Annotated in this window: 10 protein-coding genes and 2 pseudogenes; 4 read left to right on the forward strand and 8 right to left on the reverse strand. The window is 62.0% G+C overall.

Annotated elements, in window-relative coordinates; genetic code table 11:
- Positions 1-12: 12 nt before the first annotated feature.
- Positions 13-1,845: pseudogene (locus NW814_RS04925) on the forward strand (tetratricopeptide repeat protein); the annotation flags it as partial.
- On the opposite strand, the gene NW814_RS04930 reads toward NW814_RS04925, so the two are convergent.
- From NW814_RS04930 to NW814_RS04945, 4 genes and pseudogenes are all read right to left on the reverse strand, one after another.
- Positions 1,820-3,574: a copper resistance CopC/CopD family protein gene (locus tag NW814_RS04930; RefSeq protein ID WP_414405422.1), complete on the reverse strand. Its 1,755-nt coding sequence runs from the start codon at positions 3,572-3,574 to the stop codon at positions 1,820-1,822. The pseudogene NW814_RS04925 and the gene NW814_RS04930 overlap by 26 nt on opposite strands.
- A 17-nt stretch (positions 3,575-3,591) precedes the next feature.
- Positions 3,592-4,157: pseudogene (locus tag NW814_RS04935) on the reverse strand (YcnI family protein).
- 44 nt (positions 4,158-4,201) lie between these two features.
- On the reverse strand, positions 4,202-4,525 hold the full coding sequence (locus NW814_RS04940; RefSeq protein ID WP_414405423.1) for a hypothetical protein: 324 nt from the start codon (positions 4,523-4,525) through the stop codon (positions 4,202-4,204).
- Positions 4,525-4,872 (reverse strand): c-type cytochrome, encoded by a 348-nt coding sequence (locus NW814_RS04945; RefSeq protein WP_414393791.1) that lies wholly within the window; start codon positions 4,870-4,872, stop codon positions 4,525-4,527. Before NW814_RS04945 ends, NW814_RS04940 begins: the two co-directional genes overlap by 1 nt.
- Positions 4,873-5,016: 144 nt before the next feature.
- Between NW814_RS04945 and dnaG the strand changes: the two genes are divergently transcribed.
- On the forward strand, positions 5,017-6,915 hold the full coding sequence (gene dnaG, locus NW814_RS04950; protein ID WP_414405424.1) for a DNA primase: 1,899 nt from the start codon (positions 5,017-5,019) through the stop codon (positions 6,913-6,915).
- Here dnaG and NW814_RS04955 read toward each other — a convergent pair.
- The 4 genes from NW814_RS04955 to NW814_RS04970 form a co-directional block, all read right to left on the reverse strand.
- Positions 6,895-8,136 (reverse strand): NAD(P)/FAD-dependent oxidoreductase, encoded by a 1,242-nt coding sequence (locus tag NW814_RS04955; RefSeq protein WP_414405425.1) that lies wholly within the window; start codon positions 8,134-8,136, stop codon positions 6,895-6,897. The two genes, dnaG and NW814_RS04955, sit on opposite strands and share 21 nt — an antisense overlap.
- 102 nt (positions 8,137-8,238) lie before the next feature.
- On the reverse strand, positions 8,239-9,033 hold the full coding sequence (locus NW814_RS04960; RefSeq protein ID WP_414393399.1) for a photosystem II manganese-stabilizing polypeptide: 795 nt from the start codon (positions 9,031-9,033) through the stop codon (positions 8,239-8,241).
- A gap of 116 nt (positions 9,034-9,149) precedes the next feature.
- The gene (gene hisG, locus NW814_RS04965) at positions 9,150-9,893 is read right to left on the reverse strand and encodes an ATP phosphoribosyltransferase (protein WP_414405426.1); all 744 of its coding nucleotides are present in this window, start codon (positions 9,891-9,893) and stop codon (positions 9,150-9,152) included.
- A gap of 66 nt (positions 9,894-9,959) precedes the next feature.
- Complete coding sequence (locus NW814_RS04970; RefSeq protein WP_414393402.1) at positions 9,960-10,349, reverse strand: DUF1818 family protein; 390 nt, start codon at positions 10,347-10,349, stop codon at positions 9,960-9,962.
- Between the two features lie 62 nt (positions 10,350-10,411).
- On the opposite strand from NW814_RS04970, the gene NW814_RS04975 reads away from it, so the two are divergent.
- Complete coding sequence (locus NW814_RS04975; protein WP_414405427.1) at positions 10,412-12,061, forward strand: SpoIID/LytB domain-containing protein; 1,650 nt, start codon at positions 10,412-10,414, stop codon at positions 12,059-12,061.
- An 8-nt stretch (positions 12,062-12,069) separates the two neighbouring features.
- A complete protein-coding gene (gene era / locus NW814_RS04980; RefSeq protein WP_414393405.1) occupies positions 12,070-13,077 on the forward strand; it encodes a GTPase Era in 1,008 nt (335 codons plus the stop codon).

The raw sequence follows: 13,077 nt of genomic DNA on the forward strand, positions 1-13,077 counted from the left end.
CAGCTCTTGGCGATGCGCTTGGTAACCCGCGGCCAGGAAAAAGCTCGCCAAGGGGATCTGCAGGGGGCGATTGCCGACTACACGTTGGCCATCCAACTGGATCCCCAGAATGGCCGCGCCTATAGCCAGCGGGGCAGTGCCCGCTACAAAAGTGGCGACTGGGCAGGAGCTGTGGAGGACTTCACCCAGGCCATTCAACTGACAGGGGATGCCCGTGCCTATGTCAACCGCGGCATCGCCCGCTACCGGCTGGGGGACTATGAGGGGGCAGTTGCCGATTACACCCACGCCCTCCACCTCAACCCCAGCTGGGCCGTGGCCTACTACAACCGCGGCAACGCCTACCGCCAGCTCGAGCAAAACCAAAAGGCCATCGAGGACTATTCCCGCGCCCTTGAGCTCAACCCCGAGGAAGTACGGGCTTATTTCAACCGCGGCGTAGTGCGCGGCCATCTGGGAGATGCGCAAGGGGCTGTGGCCGATTTTTCCGAGGTCATCCAACGAGATCCCCAGGATGTGGAAGCCTATTTCAACCGGGGCGTGGCGCGGGCGCAGTTGCTGGACTTTCAGGGAGCGATTGAAGACTACACCCAGGCGCTGCAGCGGGATCCCGCCCACTCTAAGGCCTACTACCACCGCGGCCTAGCCCGCCAAGCTTTGGGGGATCCCCAGGGGGCCATCGAGGATTTTTCCCAAGCCATTGCGCTGCAGCCTGCTGGGGCCTCTGAGGCAGGGGTGGCAGCGCAGGCGGAGCTCTATCTGCAGCGGGCTATAGCCTACCTGGGCAGCAACGCCCTGGAGGCAGCGCTGGCTGACTGCGAACAGGCGCTCCGCCTTAACCCGGAGCTGGCGCCGGCCTATTTCTACCGAGGGCTGGCCCGCCAGGAGTTGAGAGATCCGGCAGCCGCCTTAGCCGACTTCAACCGCGCCCTGGAGTTGGATCCCCAGCTGACCAAGGTCTACCTCAACCGTGGGATTGCTCATCTGGATCTGGGCCGGCTGGAAGCGGCTCTTGCCGACTTGAACCAGGCCATTGCTTTGGATCCCAGCGATGCCAGGGCCTACAGCAGCCGCGGGCAGGTCCACAGGCTTTTGGGGGATCCCTTGGCGGCCCTGCAGGACTACACGGCTGCCCTAGAGCGGGATCCGAACAACCTGCAGCTCTATTTCCACCGTGGCCAGGCCCATTTCGACCGAGAAGATTGGCCGGCAGCTTGTGCGGATTTCTCCCAGGTGCTGCAGGCGGCAACCCAAGCGGGGCCAGAGCTGCTAGCCAGTGCCCATCTGCGCCGGGGCATGGCGCGGCAACGGCTGGGGGACTGGCAAGGGGCCCTGGCGGATTTCACCGCCCTAATCCAAAAGCAGCCGCAGGCGTCTCAGGGATTTGCCCTGCGGGCGGCGGTACATCTGGCTTTGGGCAACCAAGAGGCGGCGCTAGCCGATCTCGACCAGGCTTTGAGCTGCAACCGCGACTGGGGGCTAGCTGATGCCGCCCTGGCCTACTGTCAGCGGGGGGATCTGCACCGCCAGGCCAACCGGCCGGAGCAGGCCATTGCCGACTACACCCAGGCGCTGCTCCTGAACCCCCAGGAGCGCCAGGCTCTCTTCTGGCGGGCCCTACTGTGGGATCAAAGGGGGGAGACGGACAAAGCGCTGGCCGACTACACGCAACTACTGCAACTGGAGCTAGAGCCCCAGGCGCGACTCTTGGCCTTGAACAACCGCGGCTGGGCCCATGCCCAACAGGGAGATTTCGCAGCGGCTCTCCAGGATTACACCCAAGCCCTCGCTCTGGATCCCGCCCACTGCAAGCTTTACCTCAATCGCGCCCTGGCCCGTCTTGCCCTCGGCGATTGGCAGGGAGCTTGCCAGGACTTCCAAACGGCTCTCCAGCTGCAGGACTACGATGGACGGCTTCTGGAAGCAGTGGCAGGGATCCCTCCACTCCCCCCTGCAGGACAACTCTGATGTGCCCACGCCGCTCCTCAAAGTCGCTGATCAAGAGCCGCACCTCAATCTGCCATTCTCCCCCTAATGTTAGGGGCACATTCTCAACCGCGAACTGGCCGGGCTTCTTCGGCAGCAGTTGTCGGCGCAGAGGTGGGATCCCACGTTCGGGCAGGGAAAAGGCCAAGTTCAGCTCCTGGGCTGGGATCTTTTTAACCTCCACTTGAACCCGGTTGTTACCAGGGCGACAGGGCAGGATCCGCAGGGAGAGGCTGCCTTCTGGCCAGCTCAATTCCTCTTGGCAGGACGGCTCTGCAGGGGAGCTCCTCTCCTGTCCAGGCGGAGCTTGAGCTACCAAAAAACTGGTCAGGGCCAGCACCAGGATCAGTCCCACCAGCTCCAGGCGGACGATCTGGCGCAGCAACCGGCCCACCGCCTGCCCACCCTGCCGTAATGCTGGCACCAGCCGAAACTTGTTGTGGGCGCCCAGCCCCACCATCATTAGCACTATCAGCAGCTTGGTCCAAAGGTATCGCCCATAGGGATGATCCCAGTCCCAGCCGCCGTGAATCCCGGCCATTCCCATCCCCGCTAGGATAAGCCCCGGCACTGCCCAGGTGGCTACGTCAGAAAACCGCTGGATAATGCCTACAGACGGGTAGGGAGGAGCCTCCCTGCTCAGCAGGCGCTCCAACCCCCATAGCCCCCCTAGCCAAAAAGCCGAGCCGGCTAGATGTAGCCCCAGCAGCGCCATCGTTCCTGCCGGATACTCGCTCGTGAGGGCATGGCCAATGGGGAGAAACGATCCAATGACCAACACCGAGCCCACGCTGCTGGCCCAGGCGGCACCTCCCTCGCAGGCCCAGATCAGAACTCCTAGCCCCACTAGCCGCAGTGCCGTACCCCAGCCGTAGGGAGAAAGCATCACACTCAGCAGCTTTTGCCCATTGAGGTGGGGGTAAAGCTGGGCCAAGTGCAAACCGAAGGCCACCAGAGTCAAACTCAGGGTCAGCCAAGCTGCCACGAAAGCCCAGGCCTTAAAGGACTCCGTCCCGCTGGCGCGAACAGAGAGCTCTATTCCATTTGCCCCCAAAACGCTCGAACGCCCCTGCAACAGCCGCCACCAGCCCGACACCCCCACCACAAAGAGGCTGCCTAGGTAGATCCCCCAGCGCACACCCACTAGCGGCCAATATAGGGGATCCCTTCTTCGGAGGTGGGCCGCCCTCACCGCTTGAACCAGCTCTGGATCTGCAGTCCCCACCTGGAAGACAAACGAGCCACTCACCGGATGGGAATCAGCGGAAATGGCCCGCCAACTGACAAGGTAAACCCCCGCTGGGATTCCCTGGGGCAAATCCCCCTGAAGCGCCTCGCCCCTGCTCACCAGGTTTTCCAGGGGCAATACCTGTCCATTTCCGTCCAAAACCTGGAGCTGCGTAAGCTGCACCGGCTCATTGAAAACCAGCCGCACTTGCGTCGGCGCTTCCTGGAGCACCGCTCCATCTTCCGGGAAAGTGGAGAGCAAGCTGGCATGGGCGAAAGCGGGCGGGATCCCAGCCGTCCACAGCGAGAGGCCGAGGATCCCAGCCCAAATCCCAGCAAAGACCCTTCTAGGGCGAGACATCCTGCCCAGCAGGCTGCCTAGCGGGTGCCGTGACCATGACCCTGTCCACCACCTCCACCCGTCAGCTTCAGCAGCGGGGCCGGCTCCGGCAAGCTCTTAGGATCCTCGCCCGGCTGCGCCACCTGGATCCAGCGGTGCATGCCTTTTTCGCACTCCTGGATCACCGGGATGGGGATGACCTCGCCGGGCCGATTCGGCAGCTTGGCGCTGATGCTGAACTCATCCATGAGGCCATCGGGCAGCGAGCCGCCACTCCAGATCACTTCGGCAACCGTTTCGGTGATCATCTTCCCGTGGGCCTCGTATGGGGTCTTCAGCGGCCTTTTGACCGTCTCGATTTTCACAGAGGGTGCGCCATCGGCTTCACGGAAACAAATCCCTCTGGGATCTGCACCCGCAAGCGCTTGGTTGGGGAGCCATCACATCCATGGGGTACGCGAAAGGTGAGCTTGGTGTAGCTGCCTGCCGGGGCTTCTTGGGGATGGACGGTAACATGAGCCCAGGCAGAAGAAAGAGGCAGAAAGCTCATACCCAAAGCCAGCAGAGATTTTCTGGCTAGAGCTAAGTAACTTTGCAGACCCATTTCCAATCTCCTTTTTTTCCAATTTCTTTAGTTTTCCAATTTCTTCAGGGATGGCGATGGGATCCGTGGGATTCCATCAGGCTCATGCTGTGCTGGCCCCAACTGGAGAGACCCATGGACACCAGGCCGGCGCTGGCCAAGCCCATGGACACCAGCCCAAAGGAGAGAGCGCCCATGGCTACTAGGCCAATGGAGAGGATGCCGTGGGTGACCACACCGATGGCTACCACCCCATGGGCAGAAATGCCCACCGCCACTAGCCCATGGGCCCCTATGCCCACTGAGAGAAGCGGGCGGCGGGATCCCTGTACTTGACGGCCCTGCTCCTGCAGCGCCTGAGGTGCCACGGCCACTTCGTCCTGGGCCATTAGCCCTTACTCCAGTTGTGCTCAGCGCGATCCAAGACGTAGGCGGCCACCGCCTCGATCTCTTCTGGCTTGAGGAGCTTGCCAAAAGCAGGCATGGCCCCTTTGCCGTTGCGCACCTGGGCTTGGATTAGCTCTAGCGTATCCACGTGGTACTCGTGCAGGGCAGCCAGGGAGAGATTTTTAGCCGGCACTATCGAGTTGCGCCCGTTCAAGTGGCAGCCCACACACTTGGCCTGAAAGACCTTGGCTCCTAAAGCTAAATCCGGTTCCGCAGAAGCCACTTGCGGGCTCCAAAAGACAGCGGCACCGACAAGCAAAAGCAGCAAGAAGAGTTTGACGATCCGCATTTTCCTCTCAACAATTTGCAAAAGACTGTTCATGGAAAAATCCAGCTTTTGAAGCTAGACCATTATCTCTAGCGGGTCAGGCCACGTCAAAAGACAGCCTGTCGAGTCCCCCTGGCTACCATGGGGTGGAGGATCCCTAGGGCCATGAGCAGTCTGCCGCCGGAGTTCATCCAGTTAGTGCGCCAGAAGGCCGACATCGTTGAGGTGGTGGCCGAAAAAGTGGTGCTGCGCAAGCGGGGGCAAAACTTTGTCGGCCTCTGCCCTTTCCATGACGACCACAAGCCCAGCTTTCACGTCAGCCCCAGCAAGCAGATCTACAAGTGCTTCGCCTGTGGCGCCGGGGGAGATGTCATCCGCTTTGTTATGGAGACCGAGCGCCTTTCCTTTGCCGAAGCCGTGCGCTGGCTAGCCCGCCGCTACCATGTGCCTGAGCCCAAGGGATCCTTCTCCCCGGACTACGAACGCCAGGTCTTGCGTCAGGAAAAGCTGCTGGAGGTCTTGGCCATGGCCGCCGACTTCTACCGGCACGCCCTCCACTCCCCGGTGGGATCGGCGGCTCGGGAGTATCTGCATAGCCGCCGCTTGAGCGAAGAGACCTGTCAACAGTTTCAAATCGGCTTTGCTCCCTCCGGATGGCAGTCGCTCTACGAGTACCTGGTTAACCAGAAGCGCCAGCCGGTCAAGCTTCTAGAAGAAGCCGGCCTGCTGGTGCCGCGCCAGGGAGGAGGCCACTACGACCGCTTCCGCAACCGCATCATGCTGCCCATTTTTGACCTGCAGGGGCGGGTCATCGGCTTTGCCGGCAGGGCTCTAGGAGAGGAGCAGCCCAAGTACCTCAACTCCCCAGAAACGGAGCTTTTCAACAAGAGCCAGGTGGTCTATGGCCTCAACTTTGCCCGCGAGGCCATCGCCAAAGCCGACCAAGTTTTAGTGGTGGAAGGGTACTTTGATGTGATCGCCCTGCACCAAGCCGGCATTGCCTATGCGGTAGCCGCCATGGGCACGGCCCTGACGCCGCACCAGGTCAAGGCTCTGCTGCGCTACACGCCGTCCAAGCGGGTCATCCTCAACTTCGACGCCGACCGCGCTGGGTTGAATGCCGCCCTGCGGGCTGTTCAAGCCGTTGAGGAGCAGGCGCGGCGGGGGGAAATCGAGCTGCGCATCCTCACCCTTCCTGCTGGGAAGGATGCCGACGAATTCCTGCGGCAGCACCCGGCTTCCCAACTAGAGGCCTTGCTGGCTCAGGCTCCCCTATGGCTGGACTGGCGGATTGAACAGGTGCTGGCCGGTCGGGATCTCAGCCAGGCCGCCGATTTCCAACAGGCCTATCAAGCGCTGGTGCAACTGCTGGCCGGTCTAGGTGGACAGTGGCGCTCCTTGTATATCCACAAAGTGTCGGAATTGCTCAGCCGGGGCAACGCTCGCCTCAGCCGCAATCTGGAAGAGGATCTGCGACGTGCCGTGCGCCAGTACCGCTGGTCAAAACCCCAACAACCTGCTGCCGACCGGGGATCCAAACTCTTGCAGTCCGAGTCCCATCTTCTGCAGATCTACTTGCATTTTGCCGAGTACCGCCGCGAGATCCGCCAAACCTTGATGGAGCGGGAGCTGCAATTCAGTTTCCGTCCTCACCGGGAGCTGTGGCAGCGGATCTTGGAGCTGGTCTCGGCTCAGCCGGAACTGGAAGACGAGGAGGAGGGTCTTTTGACCGCCCTGCGCACTCTCTGCGCCCGGGACGACGCCCTCAACGAGCGCCTCAGCCACCTGCTCTGGCAGGACGAAACTACCCGCGTGGCCCTGATGCGTCCGCGCCTGGTGGTGCGGGCTGCTCTAGCCAACATGGAGCTGGAAATTCGTCAGAAGCGCTACCGCTACTGGACGCAGCTCTGGGAGCAGGCCTTTTCCGAAGGCAACACCACTCTAGCTGCCGAATACCAGGCCAGCATTCACCAGGAATATCAGGCTATCTTGGCCTTGCAGCGCCAGGTGCAGCTTAACCTGGAAGATTTGCTGGAGACAGCGCTAGCGGAGGAGTGGACTTAAGCAGTTCCGGGTCCGCTCTCCCTCAAGAGAAGGGGCAGGGGGGGAGGGCGCAGTGAAGCGCGCCGGCGAGAGACTGGGGAGCCACTCATCCGCCTGGCCATACGCCTGCTGGGCAAAGCGGCGGGCTAAGGCCGGCAGGATGGCCAAAGGGCTGCTGAAGCCGGAAAAGAGTTGTAGCCCTTCCCAGCCGGGCAGGGATCCCACCAAAGGATAGTGATCGCCGCTGAAGGCCACCAAGCAGTGACACCAGCGCCCGGGCAAGTGGGCCACTTGGGGTAGGTAGCGCCCCACCTGGGCCCGGATTTGCGCTTCGCCGCTAGTGGCATCCAGCTGGGCTTGAGGATCCGTCAGCACCCGACTGATCTGGCCCAGGCGAATGCTGCCGTCCAGAAACTGCAGGATCCCGACATCCAGGATGGGTGGGCAGAGCTCCTGCCCTGGCTTGTCCCAGAGGGAATCCCGGTCGGGGTGAGCCGCCTGCCGCTCCAGCTCCAGGCGCTGCACCGGCGCGCTCATGACAATGGTTCTCAGCCGCACTGCCGCAGGCTCTAGATCGAGGGATTCGGCGTGGGTGAAGTAGATAGGGGCATAGATGCCAGCTTGACGCAACAAAGCCCGTGTCCAGCCGCCGGCGCACACCACCACCTGGGCTGCCCCGTGGAAGTCGGCGGGTGTCTCTACGCCGGTGACCCGCTGCCCTTGCCGCCGCAAGCCAGTTACGCTTTGGAAAAGCAGGGATCCCCCCAGGCGTTGGAAAGCCCTCCGAAAAGCCAGGGTCGTTAGCCAGGGGTGGATGTGGCCGTGCCGGGCCCAGAGCACGCCCTCCAGGGCCGCCGGCTGCAAAAGGGGCTCCAGCTCACAGGCCGTCTCCACCGGAATCCGCTGGGGTGGGATGCGACAGTCGGCTAGATCCGCCTCCACCGTTTCCACTGAGTAGCCAGGAGCAACCAATAGGAGCAGATCTAGCTCGCGAAAGTGAATATCTGCCTCCAGCTCCTCTGAGAGAGTGCGGTAGCGCTGGATCCCTTCTTCCCCCAGGGCTTTGAGCAGGGGAGTTTTTCCAGCCCAATGAGCCAAGCCACCGTAGCTATAGCGGGTGGCACTGGCGGGCAGCGCCTCCTTCTCAAGGAGAAGAACGGATCCCCCCTGGCGGGCCAACTCATAGCTTAGGGCTGCTCCGGTGATCCCGCCGCCGACAACAATCCAGTCATAGTTGGCCATGCCTGTCGCGCTCCTCGGGTTGGCAATTGCTCCGCCCTTGCCAGGAACACCAAAACAGGCAGGGATCCGCCCCTGCCCTGGAATGGCCTGCCTCAGGCTTTTTTAGGACTCCTGCGCCAGACGGGCATAAAACAGGCCCTGAACGCGAACGGTGCGAGGTTCCAGTGCCCCTTGCTCGGTACTAGACGGCTGGATGCTAACAAAGGAGCCAGCGATTTCTCCAGTGCTGGAATCTACGCGAGCAATGCGCAGCGACATTTTCCCCCGGGAAATCTCGTCCACCTTGCGGTTGGCCGCAAAATCCTCCTTGGCCGCCTGCAGCCCCACAGCCGTGTCGTAGCCAGTGCTAGAACCCCGCCCCCGCGAGTCGAGGAAGCTGCTGGTACGGTAGCCAGGTACCAAGAACTCGCCTTCAAAGTCCGTTGAGGGATCGATGACCGACCCTTGAGCGGTGGCCACCAAGTCTTTCACGCTAAACAAAAAGGGCACCAGCTCGCGGCGAGGCAACTGACCGGTGGTCGGCTGGAAGGTGATCCCATCCACCACTTTGAACTCCAAGCCGCCCTCTTTGGCAGTGACTTCCGCTTTAATCGGCCCCAGGGTAGCGGCCGAGATCATGATGTTCTTGGCTTTGATAAACTCTTTTTCCCCGTTCCGTTTTTCTTCTTCCACCTCAATTTGCACGGGCTGGAAGCAGACATCGGTCAGCTTTAGGGATTCCCCCTGGGGCACCTCAATGCGGCCGCGGGCATTGTCCGAGACCGACGGGCAAATAGCCGCCTTGCCTGTGTTGCGGATCTGGTCGTAGGTTAGAGGGGCCTTGGCTGCCTCAGCCCGAAAGGCGAAGACGCCTAGACAAAGCGCCAGCAGGATGGCGAGCAGGGGACGGTACCGCATAATCAACCTCGAAAAACCTGTTTTGAATCTCTTGGGAAATAAACCAGTGCCCCCATTGTACGCAATCGCAATCCGCTCTTTGCTAAGCCAAGCAAAGTTTCTTGACTAGGCAAGAACTAAAGCTGGCTAACCGCTAAAGATCCCAGCCAGCGCTCCCGAATTTGGGCCACCAGTTCACCGATGGGCTGCTGGTTGACCCGGTAGCTGGTGGGATGGGCAATCAGGCGGGCTGTGCTCTCGAAAAGACAGTCCCGCTCCACCAGGCCATTTTCCCGCAGGGTGCGGCCGGTGGCCACCAAGTCCACAATGGCATCAGCCATGCCCGTGAGGGGAGCCAGCTCCACTGAGCCGGCAAGGGAGATGAGCTCCACCGGCAAATCCAGGCGGTCGAAATACTCGCGGGCACAGCGGACAAACTTGGAAGCTACCCGGGCATAGGGCGGCAACTGGGCTGCTGAGGTGTAGGGGCTGTCTTGGGGAAGAGCCACCACCATGCGGCAGTAGCCAAACTTTAGGTCCAACAGGTGGGCTACCCCCGCTTCCCTGCCGGCATAGCGCTCCCGCAGGACATCGTAGCCGACAATCCCCAGCTGGGCCTGGCCGTACTCCACGTACACCGGCACGTCCTGGTTGCGCACCAGCAGCGCCGCGTAGCGCTGTCCCTTGAGCTGGGTAGGGGATTCAATGCGCAGGAGGCGATTGGCCGGATCCAAAAAGCGGCTAAAGTCGATCCCTACCTGCTGCAGACAGCGGATGGCATCAGCTAGCAAAGCTCCCTTGGCTAGGGCAATGGTGATCGGCTGACGGTCGGGAGGATGACCTCGGCAGTCGCAAGGCTGAAGATGGGAAGCTGTTGACATGAAAGGGCAATCCCTCGTCGGGGGGGCGCTGCCCCAGGGCAACTCTCAATCCTAGCAACTGCTAGGTCATCTGTGCTCCCGAAACTGGGCAAGAGCACGGCACAGCCCCGGGACAGCCTCTGCTGGCCAGAAGCCCTCGCCGCGCCGGCCCTGGTGCAACTGTAGGTAGAGATCCCAGGCAGCGGGGCTGCCGTGGGCAATCAAAGTTAGCGAGGGGAAGGTCTGCTCCAGGGTGAGGCTCTCTTCGGCCATCAGTTGGGAGGCCATGGCCTCCATATCCCGCTGCAGGCAGTACACCCCCTGCCCAAAAGCTTGCCACTCCTCTTGAGTTAGCTCCAGCGCCCAGGTTTCTCCTCCCACAAGGGCCACAAAAGGAGAGCGCCGGGGATCCCAGCCCAGTCGCCAGCCGGATCCCTTACAGAGAGGAGAGGGGGTAGAAGAGAAAAAAGCCTCCATGCTGGGTTAGGCCAAAAAGATGCAGGTAGAATCAACGGATGCGTTACCAGCATAAAGCGCCGATGCTCAGTTACCAACCTCCCCCCACCCAGCGGCGGCTTCCTCTCCAGGGCACGCTCGGCTGGGGTGTGCTGCTTGCGGCTTTGGCGTTGCGCGCCACAGGGGATCCCGGAGGAACCTGGGCCACGGTGGCTACCCCGCAAAACCCGATCTTACGGGTGGGCATCCTGCAGCACTTTGGTCGCTCTGAACAGGATCAGGTGGAGTTGGCAGCGCCAACCGGGTCGCTACTGACGCTGGAATTTCCCCAGGCCGACGGCAGCACCCAGAGGCAGCGCACTCCGCGCGTAACCGTCGGGATCGTCAACCGCGCCTTGGCCACTCCAGAAACCGTGTACCGCCTTGTTCTCAGCAGCCACAAAAGTTTTGAGAGCGCCGAGGCCAGCGCCAACCGTTGGCAGGCTTTAGGGATCCGCACCGAGATTGCCCAGCCGCAGGAGTGGCAAGTGTGGGCCAGCCGCGCCTACACCCCTCAGCAGTTGGCCCAGATTCAGCGCTATGCCCAGGCCAAAGGGATCCCCCAGGTGCGGCTTGAGGTCCAGCAGCGGCGCCAACAGCCCCAGCTAAGCTGGGTGCATGGCCACTTTCGCTACCACCGCACCCGGCTTCAGGTAACCTCGGACGCGGGCTATCTGCGGGTAAACGACCGCTACTATGCCGGCTCGATTACCATTCAACCTAACGCCTACGGCAGCTACACCGTGGTCAACGCCGTGCCGCTGGAAACCTATCTGCGGGGGGTGGTGCCCCACGAAGTAGGGCCGGGAGCTCCCTTTGCCGCCATGGCCGCCCAGGCAATTCTGGCGCGCACCTACGCCCTCAAGAACCTGCACCGCTTTCAGATCGACGACTACCACCTCTGTGCCAACACCCACTGCCAGGTCTACAAGGGGCTGACGGGAACCCATCCGCGGGCGGACGAGGCCGTTCGCCAGACCAGCGGCTTGGTGCTTACCTACAATGGCAAACTGGTGGATGCTGTCTATTCTTCCTCCAACGGCGGCATCTCGGCAGGCTTTGAAGAAGTTTGGGACGGCGAGCCGCGCCCTTACCTGCGCCCCCGCGCTGACCTCGCTCACCAGCCCGCTCAGCCCTTTGATTTGCGGCAGGAGAGCGACTTCAAGGCTTTTCTGGAGCAGCGGGAAGGTTTCCATGAAGCAGGGGTATCTCGCCTTTTCCGCTGGGAGTTCTCCCAATCCCTGGCGGAGCTCAACGCCCAGCTGCGGGCTGCCCAAGAGTACCTCGGGATCCCTCTCCCCGAGTGGACGACCATCCAGGGGCTGCAGGTTCTGGAGCGCTCGGTCAGCGGTCGGGTTCAGGCGCTGCAAGTGGATCTAGAGACGCCCCAAGGATCTCACTCGCTGGTTTTGCGCAAGGATCAGGTGCGCCTAGCTTTTCCCCGCCTCTACAGCACCTTGTTTCGCGTCGAGCCCCTAAAACAGGGCCAGCAACTAGCGGGCTACCGCTTTATCGGCGGCGGCTTTGGCCATGGAGTGGGTATGAGCCAGTACGGCGCCTACACCCTAGCCCGGCGGGGGTTGAATGCAGCCCAAATCCTCGCTTTCTACTACCCTGGCACGACCCTGGCCAAGCTGGGATCCCTCCCCGAGGCTTCGCTGGCTGACCAGTCCTTGCCCGTCCACCCGAGGTAGCGTTCCCCATGGCAGCAGAGCAGCAGAATGCCGGCCATCCTCCGCTTGAGGAGCAGGAGATCTCAGCCCCGCTGGAGCCCGTTCAGATAAGGGGGTTGGAGCCCTCTGCCCTCCCCGCGGCCCCACCAGGGTTTAAGTCGGGGTTTGCGGCGCTCATTGGACGGCCCAATGTGGGCAAGTCCACTCTCATGAACGCCCTGGTAGGTCAAAAGATCGCCATCACCTCCCCTGTGGCCCAGACCACTCGCAACCGCCTGCGCGGGATCCTCTCCCTCCCCCAAGCCCAGATCATCTGGGTGGATACTCCTGGCATCCACAAGCCCCTCCACCGACTGGGGGAGATCTTGGTGCACAACGCCCAGGCCGCCATTGGGAGTGTGGACGTCGTTCTCTTTGTGGTGGATGGCTCAGTGCCAGCAGGTCGCGGTGACGCTTTCATTGCCGAGCGAATCCCTGCCACTACCCCCTGCATCCTTGTCTGCAACAAAGCCGATCTCCTCAAAGACGCTGCCACGCGCCAAGCTCACCAGGAGAGCTACCAGGCCCTGCGGCCCGCTGCGCCGGTGGTTTGGGTGTCTGCCTTGGATCCCGGCAGCTTGCCACCCCTTATCCAAGTCACCGTTGACCTGCTGCCGGCTGGGCCCTACTACTATCCGCCAAACCTGGTCACCGATCAGCCAGAGCGATTCATCATGGCGGAGCTCATCCGGGAACAGGTGCTGCTGCACACCCGCGAGGAAGTGCCCCACTCGGTGGCCGTAACCATCGACCAGGTGGAGGAAACCCCCAAGGTTACCCGCGTCTTGGCCACCCTCTACGTGGAGCGGGACTCGCAAAAAGGGATCCTCATTGGCAAGGGAGGGGAAAGGCTCAAGCAAATTGGCCAGGCTGCCCGACTTCAGATTCAAAAGCTCATTGCCGGCAAGGTGTACCTGGAGCTGTTTGTCAAGGTGCGGCCCCACTGGCGGCGCTCCGAGCACCTCCTGCGCGACTTCGGCTACCGCCTCGAGACGTAG

It is taken from the genome of Synechococcus sp. R65.1 (assembly GCF_047461755.1).
Lineage (GTDB): Bacteria > Cyanobacteriota > Cyanobacteriia > Thermostichales > Thermostichaceae > Thermostichus.